Annotated in this window: 11 protein-coding genes; 9 read left to right on the top strand and 2 right to left on the bottom strand. The window is 71.9% G+C overall.

Annotated features, from left to right (window positions below):
• The first annotated feature begins 44 nt into the window (after positions 1 to 44).
• From ACFYWS_RS01250 to ACFYWS_RS01240, 3 genes are all read left to right on the top strand, one after another.
• The gene (locus ACFYWS_RS01250) at positions 45 to 989 is read left to right on the top strand and encodes an oxygenase MpaB family protein (protein WP_389268198.1); all 945 of its coding nucleotides are present in this window, start codon (positions 45 to 47) and stop codon (positions 987 to 989) included.
• Positions 953 to 3,235, top strand: coding sequence for a tetratricopeptide repeat protein (locus ACFYWS_RS01245; protein ID WP_389268196.1), 2,283 nt, complete (start codon positions 953 to 955; stop codon positions 3,233 to 3,235). Before ACFYWS_RS01250 ends, ACFYWS_RS01245 begins: the two co-directional genes overlap by 37 nt.
• A gap of 518 nt (positions 3,236 to 3,753) precedes the next feature.
• Positions 3,754 to 5,313 carry a phytoene desaturase family protein gene (locus ACFYWS_RS01240; protein WP_389268194.1) on the top strand — a complete coding sequence of 520 codons (1,560 nt, stop codon included), beginning with the start codon at positions 3,754 to 3,756 and terminating at the stop codon, positions 5,311 to 5,313.
• Between the two features lie 210 nt (positions 5,314 to 5,523).
• On the opposite strand, the gene ACFYWS_RS01235 is transcribed toward ACFYWS_RS01240, so the two are convergent.
• On the bottom strand, positions 5,524 to 7,338 hold the full coding sequence (locus ACFYWS_RS01235) for a serine hydrolase (protein ID WP_389268192.1): 1,815 nt from the start codon (positions 7,336 to 7,338) through the stop codon (positions 5,524 to 5,526).
• A gap of 169 nt (positions 7,339 to 7,507) precedes the next feature.
• Here ACFYWS_RS01235 and ACFYWS_RS01230 point away from each other — a divergent pair, with 169 nt between their 5' ends.
• Both ACFYWS_RS01230 and ACFYWS_RS01225 read left to right on the top strand, forming a co-directional pair.
• The gene (locus tag ACFYWS_RS01230; protein ID WP_389268190.1) at positions 7,508 to 8,611 is read left to right on the top strand and encodes an NAD(P)H-dependent flavin oxidoreductase; all 1,104 of its coding nucleotides are present in this window, start codon (positions 7,508 to 7,510) and stop codon (positions 8,609 to 8,611) included.
• Between the two features lie 251 nt (positions 8,612 to 8,862).
• Positions 8,863 to 10,419: an acyl-CoA synthetase gene (locus ACFYWS_RS01225; RefSeq protein WP_389268188.1), complete on the top strand. Its 1,557-nt coding sequence runs from the start codon at positions 8,863 to 8,865 to the stop codon at positions 10,417 to 10,419.
• A 28-nt stretch (positions 10,420 to 10,447) separates the two neighbouring features.
• On the opposite strand, the gene ACFYWS_RS01220 is transcribed toward ACFYWS_RS01225, so the two are convergent.
• Positions 10,448 to 12,859, bottom strand: a complete 2,412-nt coding sequence (locus tag ACFYWS_RS01220; protein WP_389268186.1) for a penicillin acylase family protein — start codon at positions 12,857 to 12,859, stop codon at positions 10,448 to 10,450.
• 218 nt (positions 12,860 to 13,077) lie between these two features.
• Between ACFYWS_RS01220 and ACFYWS_RS01215 the strand changes: the two genes are divergently transcribed.
• From ACFYWS_RS01215 to ACFYWS_RS01200, 4 genes are all read left to right on the top strand, one after another.
• A complete protein-coding gene (locus ACFYWS_RS01215) occupies positions 13,078 to 15,819 on the top strand; it encodes a LuxR C-terminal-related transcriptional regulator (protein WP_389268184.1) in 2,742 nt (913 codons plus the stop codon).
• Between the two features lie 99 nt (positions 15,820 to 15,918).
• Entirely contained in the window at positions 15,919 to 16,743 is an 825-nt protein-coding gene (locus ACFYWS_RS01210; RefSeq protein ID WP_389268182.1) for an alpha/beta fold hydrolase, read from the top strand.
• A gap of 16 nt (positions 16,744 to 16,759) precedes the next feature.
• Positions 16,760 to 17,593 (top strand): alpha/beta fold hydrolase, encoded by an 834-nt coding sequence (locus tag ACFYWS_RS01205; RefSeq protein WP_389268180.1) that lies wholly within the window; start codon positions 16,760 to 16,762, stop codon positions 17,591 to 17,593.
• Between the two features lie 35 nt (positions 17,594 to 17,628).
• Entirely contained in the window at positions 17,629 to 18,426 is a 798-nt protein-coding gene (locus ACFYWS_RS01200; RefSeq protein ID WP_389268178.1) for an alpha/beta hydrolase, read from the top strand.
• Positions 18,427 to 18,466: the final 40 nt, after the last annotated feature.

Raw genomic sequence — 18,466 nt, 5'->3', positions numbered from 1 at the left:
CCCCGGCCGTGTGCGTACGCTGCGAAGAGGAGGTGCTGTGCGACATGAGCAAAGCGGACCCGGGGCTCTTCGGCCCCGACTCGGTGACCTGGCAGCTGCACGCCGACCCCATGATGTGGATCGCGGGTGTGCGCGCCCTGTACTTCCAGGCGCTGCACCCGCGCGCCGTACGCGGCGTCATGCAGAACTCCGACTTCCGGCGCGACGCCTGGGGCCGCCTGATGCGGACCGCGGGCTTCGTCGGCACGACGACGTACGGGACGAGCGAGGCCGCAGAGGCGGCCGGGGCGCGCGTACGGCGGATCCACAGCCACCTGGGGGTGACCGACCCGGACACGGGGGAGCGCTACGGCGTCGACGAACCCGAGCTGCTGCTGTGGGTGCACTGCGCCGAGATCGACTCCTACCTGCACGTCGCGCGCCGCTCCGGCTTCCGCCTCACTGAGGCGCAGGCCGACCGGTACGTCGCCGAGCACCGGACCAGCGCCCGGCTCGTCGGCCTCGATCCGGAGAAGGTGCCGGGCAGCCGGGCGGAGTTGGCGGCGTACTTCGAGTCCGTACGTCCGGAGCTGGCCGCCGGGCCCGAGGCGCGCGACGTCGACGACTTCCTTCAGCGGCCGCCCACCCACCTGCTGCTGATCCCCGCGCGCGAGCTCCTCTGGCGGCACGTGGCCAACCTGGCGTACGCCTCCCTGCCGCCGTACGCCCATGAGCTGTACGGCAGACGCGCCCCCGAACCGGCCGCCGTCACGCGCCGCTTGCGCACCACGGGAACCGCGCTGCGCCTGACCCCCGACCGTGTGCGCTGGCAACTCCCGCCCAAGCACATCCTGCGGGCCATGGGGAGACTCGGTGCCGACGCCCGACCCGCCCCGTACAAAGTCGACAGAGGGGAAGCCATACTGGACGGGCCGGGGAGGGCACAGCGACGCGACGGGGGCGACGGCGGGAGATGCCAGAGGTGGGGGACACGGGGGACGTCAGGCTGATCCACGGGCGGTATCAGCTGCTCGACCTGATCGGCCGGGGTGGCATGGGCGAGGTCTGGCGGGCGCGCGACGAGTCGCTCGGCCGGCACGTCGCCGTGAAGTGCCTCAAGCCGCTCGGGCCCGAGCGCGACCAGACCTTCACCCGCATCCTGCGGGAGCGCTTCCGCAGGGAGGCGCGGGTCGCCGCCGCGCTCCAGCACCGGGGCATCACGGTCGTGCACGACTTCGGCGAGCACGAGGGCATCCTCTACCTCGTCATGGAACTGCTCGACGGGAAGAACCTCAGCCAGCTCCTGGACGACAACCGGCACCACCCGCTGCCCGTGGACGACATCGTCGACATGGCCGGGCAGGTGGCCTCCGCCCTCGCCTACACCCACGAACAGGGCGTCGTGCACCGTGACCTGAAGCCCGCCAACATCATGCGGCTCGGCGACGGCACCGCCAAGATCTGCGACTTCGGCATCGCCCGGCTCGGCGCCGACATCGGTTTCACCTCGCGCCTCACCGGCACCGGCATCGCCATGGGGACCCCGCACTACATGTCGCCCGAGCAGATCGGCGGCGACCAGGTCGACGAGCGCAGCGACCTGTACTCGCTGGGATGTGTGCTCTACGAGGTCGCCACGGGCGCGCCGCCCTTCGACCTGGAGGACGCGTGGTCCGTGCTGGTCGGACACCGCGACACCGAGCCCGAGGCGCCGCGCGGGCACCGGCCCGAGCTGCCCGGATATCTCGACCGGATCATCCTGGACCTGCTCGCCAAGGACCCCGAGGAACGGCCGCGTGACGCGCGGGAGCTGGGGCGCCGAATCACGGAAGGCACGCGGCCCGGACGCGGGACGTATGTGCCGACGGTGCGGGCGGCACAGATCGAGCCGCGCACGGGCACGCCTGTACGGCAGCCGGAGTCGCCCGGGTCCCGCGAGCCCCGGCTGCCCTCCTGGACCCGCGGCATGACCACAGGACACAAGGCCAACGCGGGCCCCGGCCCGCGCGTCACACCACCGGACGCCGCGGCCGGGCTCTCCGGTGAATGGATCCCGCGCGACATCGACCACACCCCCGCCGCCCCGGAGGTGACGCAACGGCCCACCCCCGCCCCGGAACTGCTCGCGACCCTCGTCTCCCGGCACAACGCGGGGCTCAGCCTCGGCCGGCTGGAACGCTGGGCCGAGGCGGGCGAGGTGCACCGCTCCGTCGCCGCCGAGCGGGAGTACGCCCTCGGCCCCGACCACCCCGACACCCTCGCCAGCCGCTACGAGGTCGCCTTCACCCTCAGCCGCACCGGGCGGGCCGCCGACGCGCTGCGCGAGTACCGCGGCGTCGTCGAGGGCCGCGAGCGGATCCTCGGCCCCGAGCACCCCGACACGCTCGGCGCGCGGCAGGAAGTCGCGTACGTACTGGGGAAACTGGGGCGACACTTCGAGGCGCACCAGGTGTACAGCGCCGTCCTCGCCGCCCGTGCTCGCGCGATGGGGCCCGAGCACCCGGACACACTGCGCTGCCGCCACAACCTCGCCTTCAACCTCAGCAGGCTCGGCCGCCTGGAGGACTCGTACCGGATGGCGGACGAGGTCGCCGACGCGCGCGCCCGCGTGCTCGGCTCCGACCACCCCGACACACTCGTCACGCGCTGCGAAGTCGCTTACGCCCTCGGCCAGTTGGGCCGGTGGAGCGAGGCCCTGCGGACGTATCAGGAGGTCGCTCGGGTTCGCGCGCGGGCGCTCGGCGGCGACCACCCGGACACCCTCGCCGCGCGCTACGAAGTGGGCATCAGCCTCGGCCGCCTCGGCCGCAGCGCCGAGGCCCTGACGCTCTACCGCGACCTGATCGACGACCGCACGCGGGTCAGCGGTCCCGACCACCCCGAGACGCTGCGCGCCCGGCACGGCCTCGGCGTGAACCTCGGGCGGCTGGCCCGCTGGGAAGAGGCCATCGCGGAGGCCCGCGACGTGTGCGCGATCCGCGGGCGCGTGCTCGGCGCCGACCACCCGGACACACTCGTCAGCCGCCGCGAGGTCGCCGTCGGCCTGGGCTGGCTCGGCCGTTGGCAGGACGCCCTCGGCGAGTACCGCGCGGTGGCCACCGCCCGCGAGCGCGTCCTCGGCGAGGCCCACGCAGGCACCCTCGCCAGCCGCAACGACGAGGCACACTGCCTGGAGCAGCTCGGCCGCACGGCGGACGCGGTCGCCCTGTACCGCAGAGTGGCGGCACTGCGCCAACAGGGCGCGCCCGGCGCATGAGTGTGGGCCTGCGCTCTGGTCCGTCGCGTGTCTTCTAGGGGCATGCCCGTACGTGATCTCCGCGTCCGTTGCGGGTCGGTTGTCGTCGGTGGCGGTGGTAATGGTCTGGTGGTTGTCGCCCACTTCGCGTTGCGGCAATGGGGTGCGTCCGGCGTGTGAGTGTGGGCCTGCGCTCTGGTTTGCCGTGTGCGGCGCGTGTTTCCTAGGGGTATGCCCGTGCGTGGTGTCTGTGTCCGTTGCGGCTCGGTTGTCGTCGGTGGCGGTGGTAGCGGCTTGGTGGTTGTCGCCCATTTCGCGAAGGGGGCGGTGCGGCGTCAACGGGGCGTGTGCGGCGCGTGTTTCCTAGGGGTATGCCCGTGCGCGGTGTCCGTGTCCGTTGCGGCTCGGTTGTCGTCGGTGGCGGTCGTATCGGCCTGGTGGCTACCGCCCGCCTCGCGTCGCGCCAACGGGGCGCGTCCGGTGCGTGAGCGTGGGCCTGCGCTCTGGTTTGCCGTGTGCGGCGCGTGTTACCAAGGGGCATGTCCGTACATGATCTCCGTTCCCGCTACGACACGGTCATCGTCGGCGGCGGCCACAACGGCTTGGTGGCCGCCGCCTATCTGGCCCGCGCAGGACAGTCCGTCGCCGTCGTCGAACGCCTCGGCAGCACCGGCGGCGCCGCCGTCTCCACCCGGCCGTTCCCCGGCGTCGACGCCCGGCTCTCCCGCTACTCGTACCTCGTCAGCCTGCTGCCCAAGAAGATCGTGGCCGACCTGGGGCTGCGCTTCGCGACCGCGACCCGTGATGTCTCCTCGTACACCCCGACCGTCCGCGACGGGCGGCCGACGGGACTGCTCGTCGGCGGCGGGGAGGAGCGCACCCGTGCCGCGTTCCGCGAACTCACCGGCGGTGAGCGGGAGTTCGAGGCGTGGACCCGCTTCTACGAGACGACCCGGCGCGTCGCCGAACGGGTCTTCCCGACGCTGACCGAGCCGCTCCCCGCAAGGGGCGCGTTGCGCGAGCGGGTCGGCGACGAGGACGCCTGGCGGCTGCTGTTCGAGGACCCCATCGGCGTCGGCATCGAGGAGCACTTCAGCGACGACCTGGTGCGCGGCGTCGTCCTCACCGACGCCCTGATCGGTACCTTCGCCGACGCCCACGACGCGTCCCTGGCCCAGAACCGCTGCTTCCTCTACCACGTGATCGGCAACGGCACGGGCGACTGGGACGTCCCCGTCGGCGGTATGGGCGCCCTCACCGACGCGCTCGCCGCCGCGGCCCGCTCGGCCGGCGCGGACCTGGTCACCGGGCACGAGGTGACCCGGATCGAGACGGACGGCGCCGAGGCCGAAGTCACGTACCGGACGGCCGACTCCGAGGGAACCGTCGCCGCCCGCAACGTCCTCGTCAACGCCTCACCGCAGGACCTCGCCCGGCTCACCGGCGACACCCCGCCGAGCCCCGCGGAGGGCGCCCAGCTCAAGGTCAACATGCTGCTGAAGCGGCTGCCGCGCTTGAAGGACACCTCCGTCGACCCGCGCGAGGCGTTCGCCGGAACCTTCCATGTCGCGGAAGGGTACGCCCAGTTGGCGACCGCGCACGCCGAGGCCGCCGCGGGCGCCCTGCCGAGCGCGCCGCCCTCCGAGATCTACTGCCACTCGCTGACCGACCCGACGATCCTCGCCCCGGAGCTGGTCGAACGCGGCTACCAGACACTCACCCTCTTCGGCCTGCACACCCCGGCCCGGCTCTTCGCCGCCGACAACGACACGGCCCGCGCAGACCTGCTCAAGGCCACGCTCGCCCAGCTCGACACCCACCTCGCCGAACCCATCGAGGACTGCCTCGCGCTCGACGCAGAGGGCCGACCCTGCATCGAGGCGAAGACCCCGCTCGACCTGGAGCGGGACCTGCGACTGCCCGGCGGCAACATCTTCCACCGGGAGCTCTCGTTCCCGTACGCCTCGCAAAGCACCGGCCGTTGGGGTGTGGAGACCGGCCACGCGAACGTCCTGCTGTGCGGCGCGGGCGCCGTGCGCGGCGGCGGGGTCAGCGGCATCCCGGGGCACAACGCCGCGATGGCGGCGCTCGGCCACTGACCCCCACCCGCACGCGCGTAGACGCTAGGGCCCTTCTGACGGATCTTGCTGGAGTCGCGGGCCCTGGCACGCGCATCTGCGGCGTTGTCGTCGGTTGCCAACGCTCCGCGTTGGCGCCCTCCTCCGCCTTGCAGCTGCACCCACCAGACCCCGCTTGTCGGCACCGCACATGGCGGCCACCCGGATCCAGCCTGATCCGTCAGACAGGCCCTAGTCGCGGGAGGCCGTCCACCCCTTCGCCTCGATGCGGGACACGTCCGCCGGGCGCACCTCGTCGAACGCCACCTCGTCGCCGTCGAGGACGCGGATTCCGTCGACGTAGGCGCCCCGGCCGACGTACAGCTGGTCCGTCGCGTAGCGCCAGCGGAGGCGCAGCGGCGTCGTGGCGAAGGGCCCCAGGTCGGCGGTGAGGCGGTGCCAGGTGCGGTCGGCGTAGCCGTCGACCGCGCCCGACGGGTGGGCGTCGGAGCGGCCCGTGGTGAACGGCAGCGGCTTCCAGTTCTTGCCGCCGTCCGTCGACGTCTCCAGGAACAGGAAGTCCGAGTGCGGCTCCGTGTCCCACCACAGGTCACAGGCGAGTCGGGCCTTGTCGGATGCGAGACGCAGATCGGGGAGCGTGAGCGTCGCCGACGTGGCGCTCGCCATCCCCGAGAACCAGGCGGTGCGGCCGTGCTTGGGCCGGACCGCGACCGCACGCGCCATGTTGTTGCCCGCGGCGACCCGGGGAGCGGAACCGGACCGCCAACTGCGCACAGGGTGCACGGAGTTGCCGAGGACGATGAGGAACGAGTCGGTCGTCGGGTCGAGCACGAGCGAGGTGCCCGTGAACCCGGTGTGGCCCGCCGTGCGCGGCGTCGCCATCGCGCCCATGTACCAGTGCTGGTAGAGCTCGAAGCCGAGGCCGTGCTCGTCGCCGGGGAAGTCCGTGTTGAAGTTGGTGAACATCAGGTCCACGGACTTCTGGGACAGGATCCTGGCCTTGCCGTAGGTCCCGCCGTTGAGCAGCGTGCGGCCGAGCACCGCCATGTCCCAGGCGCAGGAGAAGACGCCCGCGTGGCCCGCGACGCCGCCGAACGCGAACGCGTTCTCGTCGTGCACCTCGCCCCACACCAGGCCCCGGTCCAGGCCCGACCACGGCGCGCGGGCGTCCTCGGTCGCCGCGACCTTGGGCTTCCAGGAGGCGGGCGGGTTGTAGCGGGTGCGGGTCATGCCGAGCGGCCCCGTGATCCGCTCGGACAGCAGCACGTCCAGGCGCTTGCCGGTGAGCTTCTCGACGACGAGCTGGAGCGTGATGAGGTTGAGGTCCGAGTACAGATACGTGGTCCCGGCGGGATTGAGCAGCGCCTCCTTCCACAGGAGGGCGAGCTGCGCGTCGTGCTCCGATTCCTTGTAGAAGGCGAGGAAGGGCCTGAACCCGGAGGTGTGCGTGAGGAGCTGACGGACCGTGACGTCCTGCTTGCCGCCGCCGGTGAACTCGGGCAGGTACGTGACGACCTTCGCCTCCAGTTCCAGCGCGCCGCGCTCCACCTCCTGCACCGCCAGGATCGACGTGAACAGCTTGGAGATCGAGGCGAGGTCGAAGACGGTGTCGTCGGCCATGTCGATCTGCTGGTCCGCGGGGAACTCCACGCCCGTGTCGGTGGCGTCGTCGTAGTGGGAGTAGCGCACCGCCTTGCCGATCGGCTGGTGCAGCGCGACCGTGCCGCCGCGGCCCGCGAGCAGCACCGCCCCCGCGTACCAGGGGTGCTTGGGGCCTCCGGGAAACGTTCCGAGGAACTTCTCCGCGTCGGCGACGAGTTGGCGCAGATGGCCCGCGAGCAGGCCCGCGCGCTCGGGGGAGCCGCGCCGCAGGATCGGCCGGGCCGCCGAGGCCTCGGCGGCGGCCGCCGCGGGGCCCGCGGGGAACGGGGCGAGGGCCAGGGCGCCGCCCAGCGCGAGGCCCGCCGCGCCGAACTGTCGCCGGCTCAGGCCGGGGCCCGTGGCGCCTCTGTGTGGTCTGTCCGCTGCTTCGGGTGCTCCGCTCATGGACGAGGCCCTTCTGAAAAATTCTTTCGGGATCTACCGATTCGGATGAAACTTCTCTGTCAGCGCCACCTCGTGTCAACACCCGTGCGGCATGACCGGCCGGTGAAGAATCTGACGCTGCATCAGGAAACCCCTTCCGTCGTCCGCCGCGCTGCGGCATCCTGCGCGCATGCAGACGGAACTGAGCAAGAAACTGGGGATCGAGCACGCCGTCTTCGGCTTCACGCCGTTCCCTGCGGTGGCCGCGGCCATCAGCAGGGCCGGAGGCTTCGGCGTGCTCGGTGCGGTCCGCTACGCGGCACCCGACGAACTCAAACGCGACCTCGACTGGCTCGACGGACATGTGGACGGCCGGCCCTACGGCCTCGACGTCGTCATGCCCGCCAAGAAGGTGGAAGGCGTCACCGAGGCCGACATCGAGGCGATGATCCCGCCGGAGCACCGGCAGTTCGTCCAGGAGACCCTCGCCAAGTACGGCGTCCCGGAACTCGCCGAGGGCGAGGCGTCCGGCTGGCGCATCACCGGCTGGATGGAGCAGGTCGCCCGCAGCCAACTCGACGTCGCCTTCGACTACCCGATCAAACTCCTCGCCAACGCACTCGGATCGCCGCCCGCCGACGTCATCGCCCGCGCCCACGAACACGACGTCCTCGTCGCCGCGCTCGCGGGCAGCGCCCGGCACGCCCGTAAGCACGCGGACGCGGGCATCGACGTCGTCGTCGCGCAGGGCTACGAGGCCGGAGGGCACACCGGTGAGATCGCCTCCATGGTGCTCACCCCGGAGGCCGTGGAGGTCGTCGACCCGCTGCCGGTCCTGGCCGCGGGCGGCATCGGCAGCGGCCAGCAGGTCGCGGCCGCGCTCGCGCTCGGCGCGCAGGGGGTGTGGCTGGGCTCGGTGTGGCTGACGACCACGGAGGCCGACATGCACTCGCCCGCCGTCACCCGCAAGCTGCTCGCCGCGGGCTCCGGCGACACGGTGCGCTCGCGCGCGCTGACCGGGAAGCCCGCGCGCCAGCTGCGCACCGAGTGGACGGACGCGTGGGACGACCCGGAGGGCCCCGGCACCCTGCCGATGCCCCTGCAGGGCCTGCTCGTCGCCGAGGCCGTGTCCCGGATCCAGAAGTACGAGGTGGAGCCCCTGCTCGGCACGCCCGTGGGGCAGATCGTCGGGCGGATGAACGAGGAACGCAGTGTCCAGGCGGTCTTCGACGACCTGACGCGCGGCTTCGAGAAGGCGATCGACCGCATCAACAAGATCGCGGGGCGGGGGTGACGAGCCGGGCATGAAGCCGCCCGAGGGCCTGTGGAGCGCGTGCTCGCCCGGGCTCTCCCGGCGATCGTCGGTTTGGCCGGTGGCCGGTCGTGCGGCTCTCCGCGCCCGAGGAGGGCGCCCATGTGCGCCGCTTCGCAGCCTCCGAGGGGGTGGGGAGCCGCTCGACCAGCCACCGGTCATCCGCCCGGAGCCCCACAGCGATCCGCTGACAGGAAGCCGCCTTGAACACCCCTACGCAGAAGGGACGCATCATGCCCGAACAGTCCGCCCCCAACGGCTTCTGGGCGCAGGCCGCCGCCGAGCCCGACCGCACGATCCTCATCGCCCCGGACGGCGAACCCTGGACGGCGGGCCGCCTGCACGCCGCCGCCAACAAGATGGTCCACGGTCTGCGCGCGGCAGGCCTTCGGCGCGGCGACGCCTTCGCCGTCGTCCTCCCCAACAGCGTCGAGTTCTTCACCGCCTACCTCGCCGCCTCGCAGGCCGGCTTCTACCTCGTGCCCGTCAACCACCACCTCGTAGGACCGGAGATCGCCTGGATCGTCTCCGACTCCGGCGCCAAGGTCCTGATCACGCACGAGCGCTTCGCCGACGCGGCCAGGTCCGCCGCCGACGAGGCGGGCCTGCCCGACAGCCACCGGTACGCGGTCGGAGAGGTCGCGAGCTTCCGCCCGTACGCCGAACTCCTCGACGGTCAGAGCGAGTCGGCGCCGTCCGACCGCACCCTCGGCTGGGTCATGAACTACACGTCCGGCACCACGGGCCGCCCCCGCGGCATCCGCCGCCCGCTGTCCGGCAAGCTCCCCGAGGAGTCGTACCTCGGCGGATTCCTCGCCATCTTCGGCGTCAAGCCGTACGACGACAACGTCCACCTGGTGTGCTCGCCGCTCTACCACACGGCGGTCCTCCAGTTCGCGGGAGCCTCCCTGCACATCGGGCACACGCTCGTCCTGATGGACAAGTGGACACCCGAGGAGATGCTCCGCCTCATCGACACCCACCAGTGCACGCACACGCACATGGTGCCGACCCAGTTCCACCGCCTGCTCGCGCTCCCGCAGGAGGTCAAGGACGCTTACGACGTCACGTCCATGCGGCACGCGATCCACGGCGCCGCGCCCTGCCCCGACCACGTCAAACGAGCCATGATCGACTGGTGGGGGATGTGCGTGGAGGAGTACTACGCGGCCAGCGAGGGCGGCGGCGCGTTCGCGACGGCCGAGGACTGGCTGAAGAAGCCGGGAACCGTCGGAAAGCCCTGGCCCATCAGCGAGTTGGCGATCCACGACGACGACGGCAAGAAGCTGCCTGCCGGTGAACTCGGCACCGTCTACCTGAAGATGAACACCGGCGGATTCTCGTACCACAAGGACGAGGGCAAGACGAAGAAGAACCGCATCGGCGACTTCTTCACCGTCGGTGACCTCGGCGTGCTCGACGAGGACGGCTATCTCTTCCTGCGCGACCGCAAGATCGACATGATCATCTCGGGTGGCGTCAACATCTACCCCGCCGAGATCGAGTCCGCGCTGCTCACCCACCCGGCCGTCGCCGACGCCGCCGCGTTCGGCATCCCGCACGACGACTGGGGCGAGGAGGTCAAGGCGGTCGTCGAGGTCGCGGAGGGCCGGGAGGCCGGGGACGCCCTGGCGGCCGAGATCCTCACTCACTGCGAGACTCAACTCGCGGGCTACAAGCGGCCCAAGAGCGTCGACTTCATCGAGACGATGCCCCGTGACCCCAATGGCAAGCTCTACAAGCGCCGCCTGCGGGACCCGTACTGGGAGGGACGGACCAGGGTGGTCTGAGACCACCCCGGCCCGCGCTTGTCGCACGTCAGTCGCGCACCCGCACCACCTTCAGCGCGGGCGACGTGAGGATGTCCTTCTCACAGAAGCGCTCCGTGACCCACTTCTTCTTCGCGAAGAGGTGGGTCTGGTCGCTGTAGTGCGGCGAATTCGGGTTCGACGACTGGGAGTACGTGAGGAGGGTGCGCGCCACCGGGCAGCGCCCGCCGTCCCAGCCGACCGCCTGGATGTAGCTCGATCCGGTCGTGACGTCGGTGTAGCCGCCGCCCGCGGCGTTCCACACCGGCTCGGCCTTGTTCCACACGCCGAGAGACTCCGTGCCGCCGTGCACCGGGACGCGGTCGTCGCCGCGCGTCACGAACTGGTGGTCGCCGAGCCTGGCGTCCAACGGGATGCTCGCGGCCTTCAGTTCGGCGACCGCGTCGGCGAGCGCCGTGGCGAAACCGGGTGCCTGCGTGTTCAGTGTGTTCGGCGTACGCACCGGATCCGCCGCCGAGAACGGCACCTTCCACAGCTGGGCCGCCGGCACCGCCGCCGTCAGCTTCCGCCAGAACCGGTCGAAGAGCAGGGCGCCCCGGCTGTCGGTGTTCATGGTGCGGTCCCACGCGGCGATCACGCCGCAGGCCTTCGAGACATCAACCGCCGTGCCGTCGCTGCCCGTTGCGGAACCGCCAGGCAGGGCCGCGCACGCCTTCGCGGTGTCGGCGGCCGTCAGATCGGCGGCGGGCACCCGGTTCGCGAACTGCTGCTTTTGAAGGTCCGCGACCTTCAGGCCGCCCTTGTCCGCCATCCCCGCGACGTCCTCGACAGCGCCCCGGGTCCGCATCGAGCGCTGCGTACCGACGTTCCCGAAGACCCGCTCGTAGCCGCTGATCGGCTTGTCCGCGTTGGCGAGCCAGGCGCTGTCGTTGGAGTTCTCCGCGTACGGGGCGTCCTTGAGCACCGGCATCTTCGACGGGCCGAAGATTCCCGGCTGCACGGCGTCCTTGTCCCTGCCGAGCCCGCAGTCGCTCTTCGCGCCGTCCAGGATCGCGACGCCCGAGGCCGGATACGTCGCCTTGCCCAGCGGCGTGGAGCAGCGTTCCGCCAGCTCGTCGGTGATCCGCGGCAACACCTGCGACTGCGTGAACAGCGAGTGGCCCGAGGAGTCCGCGGCGATCGTGTTCACCCACGGCAGACCCTGCGTGCGGCGCAGCGACGCGAGGACGTCGGCGGTCGAGCGGGCCTTGCTGAAGCCGAGCGCCGTGTCGGAGGCGCGCAGGTTGACCGCGTTCGGGTCGCCCAGGGCGTAGGCCGTCGTCGCGGTCCAGGGGAGCGGGAGCTGGGCGCCGAGGTTGGTGACGATCGGCCCGTAACGGGTCCACCACTGGGTGCGGGTGACGTCCGGGCCGCCCTTCACGGGAACGGTCACGGACCGCTTGGTCATCTTCTGCTTCTTCCCGTCGACGACGTACGTCGTCGGGTCGGACGGGTCGAGGGTCAGCTGGTGGAGGTTGAGCGTGACGCCCGTCGCGACCGTGTGGCTCCACGCGACGTGCGCGTTGTGGCCGATGGAGATGCCTGTGGTGCCCAGCAGCGAACCGCCCATCACGTTCAGTTCACCGGGGATCGTCTGCTGCGACTGCCAGAAGCGGCGGCCGCCCTGCCACGGGTAGTGCGGGTTGCCGAGCAGCAGCCCCCGCTTGTTCGCCGTCACCGCGCCGCTGAACGCCACCGCGTTCGAGCCCATGTCGGAGTCGTCCTGCGCGAACAACTCACGGGCGGCGTGCGCGACATCGGCCTTGTCCGGCTGCGTCTGCACGGCGCCGGTGGTCGGCGGCTGTGCGGCCGTGATGCCCTCGATCCCGCGTCCCTGCCCGCCGAGCACCGAGATCGCGAAGCCGCGCGTCGCCACGTCGAGCGGGGTCACCGGCTTCACCCAGTCCGCGCCCTTGCACGCCGGGTCGGTGATCCTGTTCTGCTTCAGCCACGCGTTGTACCCGGCGGCCCAGCCGCGCATGGCGTCCTTGACGTCGCGGCTCGGGCCCGCGGGCGCGCGTACGGCGAGCAGCTTCTCGACCGTGTGCGTCTCGCGAACGCCCTTGAAATACAGGTCACTTGAGAGGTTCCTGGTCGCCGACGACAGTGAGCCGTCCGGCGCCGCGTCGGGACCGAAGACGCGCGAACGCTCGCCGCGCAGCGTCACGAACCCGTCGGCGAGCGTGCACACCTGGTCGGCGGCCTGCGCCCACCCCGTGCCGAACCCGAGGTTCGCGGAGTCCTTGGCGACGATGTGCGGGATCCCGTACTCGGTGTAGCGGATGGTGGCGGACAAGCCACCGCCGCGCGGGTGTGTGTCACGGTCGGCCGCGGCGGACGACACCGAGGCGGTGCCGGTGACCGCGGTCAACAGGGCGACCCCGAGGGCCGCGAGTCGTCTGTGTCCCGGACGTGTGCGCATCGTTCTCCCAACTGCGGTATGGGCAGAGGCGGTTGAGCTGGAAGTGGCGCCGTTGAGCGTACCAACAGCGGTGGTGCGCGCCCCATGGTGTGCCGTGGCGCACGGACGCCGGGCCTCCGCACGCACAGGGCAGACGGAGCCGTCCGCCCATGCGATGCTGCCTTTCACAAAACGCTCCATAACGGCTTCCTACGGTGAGGGTGTTACGAGTGCGTCTGATGCGTCTGACAGGCAGGGCCCGAGAGCACGGACAACTCGATCGCCTCCTCGTCGATCTGCGCCAGGGGTTGAGCGGCGTCGTGGTGCTGCGAGGCGACGCCGGTATCGGCAAGACCGCGCTGCTCGCCCACGTGGCAGGCGAGGCCGCCGATCTGCGGGTGCTGCGGGTGGCGGGCGTGGAGGCGGAAGCGGGCTTCGCGTTCGCGGCGCTTCAGCGGCTGCTCGTGCCGTTCCTCGACGACCTCAAACACCCCGGGATACTGCCGCCGGCCCAGCATCAGGCGCTGCGGGTGGCCTGCGGACTGGCCGACGGGCCGCCCGCGGACCGGTTCCTCGTGGGGCTCGCCGTCCTCACGGTGCTGGCGGAGGCCGCGAAGCAGCGCGCGCTGCTGGCCTGCGTCGACGACCTCCAATGGCTGGACAGGGACTCCTTCGACGTACTCGTGTTCGTCGGGCGCCGACTGCACGCCGAGAGCGTCGGTCTCGTCCTCGCCGCCCGCACCGGGGCCGACACCCCGGCGGGCCTGCCGGTCACCGAGGTCACCGGCCTGGCGGATCCGGACGCCCTGGAACTCCTGCGTTCGGTGGTCGCCGGGCCGCTGGACACCAGGGTCGGGCTGCGGATCGTGGCGGAGACCGGCGGCAACCCGCTGGCACTGACCGACCTCGGCCGCGAACTGTCCGAAGGACAGCTCTCCGGCGTGTCCGCGCTCCCCGAGCCACTCCCCGCGGGCAGCGGACTGGAGGATCACTACCTGCGCCAGGTGAGCGGGCTGCCCGCCCCGACCCGCACCTGGCTGCTGCTCGCCGCGGCCGAGCCGGCCGGCAGCCCGGAGTACATCGCGGCGGCCGCCGCGCTGCTCGGCATCGGCCCGGACGCCTCCGGACCGGCAGAGGCCGCGCGGCTCGTACTGCTGCGCACCGGCGTCGAGTTCCGCCACCCGCTGGTGCGTTCAGCGGTGTACGCGGGCGCCACCAGCGTCGACCGGCGCCGGGCCCACCACGCGCTCGCCGAGGTGACCGACCGCCCGGACGACAGCGACCGGCGTGCCTGGCACCGCGCCGCGGCCGCACCCGGACCGGACGCCGCCGTCGCCGACCAGGTGGAGCGGGCGGCCGACCTGGCGGGTGCGCGCGGCGGTCACGCGGCCCGTGCCACCTTCCTGACCCGGGCGGCCGAGCTGACCCCGCAGGACGGCGCCCGCGCCGGGAGACTGCTCGCCGCGGCCGAGGCCGCCTTCACCGCCGGAGCGCCGCTCCAGACGAAGGTACTGCTGGACACCGTCGACATCGGCCTGCTGGACAGCGTGGCCCAGGGCCGCGCCCTCCTCGTGCGCGCCGGCGCCCTCAACGGCCTGGGCGCATCCGACGCGCATGCCAGGGCGGCGGCCCTGAGCCTGTCCGCGTCGGCGGCCTTCGGAACCCGGGCTCCCGAGCTGACCCGCGAGGCCCTGCTGCGAGCGGCCCAGTACACGCTTACCGCTCGGCACCGGGCACCGGCGACGACGGTCGCCGACGTCGCGAAAGCGATACTGACGCGTGCCCCGGCCTCCGGCGCCGAGACGCCGCTCGACCACCTCTTGCACGGATTCGCCGTCCTCGCCTCGGACGGCTACGAGCAGGCCGTTCCCTACCTGCACAAGGCCCTCGACGCGCTGTTGGCCCCCGACACCCCGGACGAAGTGGTCCTGCGCGGCTACCAGTTGGGAGTCTGGTACTCCACACTCGTGTGGGACCACGAGGCCCGCAGCCGACTGCTCCGGCGCGCCGACTCCGTCGCCCGCCGCACCGGAGCCCTGTGGCACCTCGACTGCATCCTGCTGTGCGCCGCCATGGCCGAGACCACACTCGGCCACCTCGCCGCTGCCGACAGCCTGGTGGCCGAGAACCAGCAGATCCGCGGGGCGATGGGCCTGAGCGCCGCGCAAGCGCGGATCTGCCGGAATCCGGAGCTGCTCGCCTGGCACGCCGACGACGCGGTCGACGACGAGCTGCGCCGGTCGCTGAGCACGGCCGGCGCCCTCGGCAACGGCGCGATGGAGTCGCTCGCGCAGAGCGGCGCGGTGGTCCTGGCGCTCGGCAGCGGCGACTACGCCAGGGCCGTGCCCGTCGCGCACGAGCTGATCAGGCAAGACGTGCTCGGCCTGCACTCCCGTCTCCTGCCGTCCGTGATCGAGGTGGGCGTCCGCAGCGGTGACCGGGCACTGGCCACCACGACCCTGCGCACGCTCACGGACCGCGCCACGGCAGCCGGCACCCCCTGGGCGCTGGGTGTGCTGGCGCGCTCCCGGGCGCTGCTCGCCCCGGCGGACGGCGCCGAGCCGCCGTACCGCCGGGCCGTCGACCTGCTGTCCGGCGCCGGCACCGAAGCGGACCTCGCCGTCGCGCACCTCCTCTACGGGGAGTGGCTGCGCCGGCGAAAGCGCCGCAAGGACGCGCGGGAGCAACTGCGGGCCGCCCTGGGCCTGTTCCGGGAAATGCGCGCAACGGCCTACGCGGCACGCGCCGCCCGGGAACTGGAGGCCACGGGAGAGCGGGTCGGTCCGGCACGGGCCGGGGCCGCGAACCCGCTGACCCCGCAGGAACGGGCCATCGCCCGGCTCGCGGGGGACGGTGCCACCAACGCCGAGATCGCCGCCCGGCTGTTCATCAGCGCCAACACGGTCGACTACCACCTGCGCAAGGTGTTCCGAAAGCTGGATGTGACCTCCCGGCGGCAGCTCGGCCGGACGCGTCCTTGAGCAGCGGGCTCAGGACTACGCGCCGCTCGTGGTACGCGTGGTCCTCCCGCCGGTGAACGATCGGGCCCCCGCACATCAACCGCGACCGGGAGCCCTTACATGCCATTCGTCACCGCAGCGGACGGAACCCGGATCCACTACAAGGACTGGGGCACCGGCCGCCCGGTCGTCCTGAGCCACGGCTGGCCGCTGAACGCCGACAGCTGGGAGGCGCAGCAACTGTTCCTGGCCACCCACGGATTCCGCGCCATCGCCCACGACCGGCGCGGCCACGGCCGCTCCGACCAGCCATGGCACGGCAACGAGATGAACACCTACGCCGACGACCTCGCCACCCTCGTCGACACCCTCGACCTGCGTGACGTCACCCTCGTCGGCTTCTCCACCGGCGGCGGCGAGGTCGCGCGCTACATCGCACGGCACGGCACCGCCCGCCTCGCACAGCTCGTGCTGGTCTCCGCGGTGCCGCCCTTCATGCTCAAGACCGCTGACAACCCGGGCGGGGTGCAGGTCGAGGTGTTCGACGCGATCCGCGCCGGCTGCCTCGCCGACCGTTCGCAGCTGTACCGCGACCTGGCCGACGGGCCGTTCTTCGGCAACAACCGCCCCGGCGCCGACGTCTCCACGGGCATCCGCGAGGCCTTCTGGCGCCAGGGCCTGCAGGCCGGGCACCGAGGTGCCTACGAGTGCGTCGCCGCCTTCTCCGCCACCGACTTCCGCCCCGACCTGGACGCCGTTGACGTACCCACGCTCGTCATCCACGGCGACGACGACCAGGTCGTGCCGTTCGACGTGGGAGGCAAGGCGTCGGCTGCCCGGATCAAGAACGCGGCCCTGAAGGTCTACCCGGGTGCTCCGCACGGCATCACGGACACGCACAAGGAGCAACTGAACGCCGACCTCCTCGACTTCCTCAACTCCTGACTTCGGAAGGAACGAGATGATCCCCGGACACCATCCCCGCCGCCGGGTCCTCGGCGGGCTGCTCGCGGCCGGCGGCGCGCTCACCCTCGGCGCGGCCACCACACCCGCCTCGGCCGCCGCCGGCAAGGGCACCGGCACCAGACCGACCGTCGTCCTCGTCCACGGGGTGTTCGCCGACGCCTCGGGCTGGAACGCCGTCACCGCCCGGCTGCTGCGGGCCGGTTTCCGGGTCATCGCCCCCGCCAACCCCCTGCGCGACCTCGCAGGCGACGCGGCATACGTCCGCAGCGTGCTCGACACGATCCCCGGCCCTTTGATCCTCGTCGGCCACTCCTACGGCGGGGAGGTCATCACCAACGCCGGACGTGGCCACGCGGGCGTCAAGGCTCTTGTCTACGTCGCCGCCTTCGCCCCCGACGAAGGTGAGAGCGCGCTGGACCTGGCGGAGAAGTTCCCCGGCAGTCAGCTGGAGAGCGCCCTCGTGCCCCGCCCCTACCCGATCCCCGGAGCGAAGCCCGGACTGGACGGGTACATCGACCCCGCGAAGTTCCACGACGTGTTCGCCCAGGACCTGCCGCGCGCGCAGACCGACGTCATGGCGACGGCCCAACGCCCGGGCAGCATCGGCGGGTTGAGCGGAGCCAGTGGCGTACCCGCGTGGAAGTCCCTGCCGTCCTGGTACGTCGTCGCGACCGCCGACCGCGTCATCCCGCCCGCCGTGCAGCGCTTCATGGCCGAACGAGCGAAGAGCACGGTGGTCGAGGTCAAGAAGGCCTCGCACGTCGTGATGATGTCCTGCCCGGACAACGTCGTCCACCACATCGAGGCCGCGTACCGCGCCACCCGCTGACCTGTGCCATCCGCCGAGCCATGCCTGGAGGAGCCATGAGCGCCCCCGACACCATCGTCCTGATCCACGGATTCTGGGTGACCCCGAGGAGCTGGGAGCACTGGATCACCCACTACGAGAAGCGCGGATTCCGCGTCCTCGCACCCGCCTACCCGGGCTTCGAACCGGAGGTCGAATCCCTCAACGCCGACACCACGCCGATCGAGAAGGTCACCGTCCCGCAGATCATCGAGCGCCTGGAAACCCTGGTCCACGGCCTCGACAAGCCACCCGTCCTCATCGGCCACTCGGCCGGGGGTGTGTTCGTGCAGCTGCTGCTCGACCGGGGCCTCGGCGCCGCGGGAGTGGCCATCTGCTCAGCACCGACGGAAGGCGTCGCGGTGCTGCCGCTGACCCAGATCAAGTCCGCCTTCCCGGTGCTGAAGAACCCGGCCAACCGGCACCGCGCGGTGGGCCTGACCTTCGACCAGTGGCACTACGCCTTCACCAACACGTTCCCGGAGGAGGAGTCCAGGGCGCTGTACGAGCGGTACGCGATCCCCGCCTCGGGCGGCATCTTCTGGGACAGCGCCCTGGCCACGCTGCGCCCCGGCCACCAGGACACACACGTCAATTACCACAACGACGCCCGCGCCCCGCTGCTGTTCATGTCCGCGCAGATGGACCATCTGATGCCCCCCAAGGTGCAGCAGTCCAACGCCCGGCATTACAAGTCGACCGCGCTCACGGAGATCAAGGAGTTCCCCGGGATGCCGCACCTGCTGCCCGCCGCACCCGGCTGGCAGGCCGTCGCCGACGAGGCCCTCGACTGGGCTGTCACGCACGCCCGGTAGAGCGCACGCCGGGGCGGCGCGACCGGCCGCCGCCCCGGCA

The organism is Streptomyces sp. NPDC002795 (genome assembly GCF_042888725.1).
Taxonomy (GTDB): domain Bacteria; phylum Actinomycetota; class Actinomycetes; order Streptomycetales; family Streptomycetaceae; genus Streptomyces.
The sequence above is the reverse complement of the archived record's forward strand: the minus strand, read 5'-3'. Positions and strand labels throughout refer to the sequence as shown.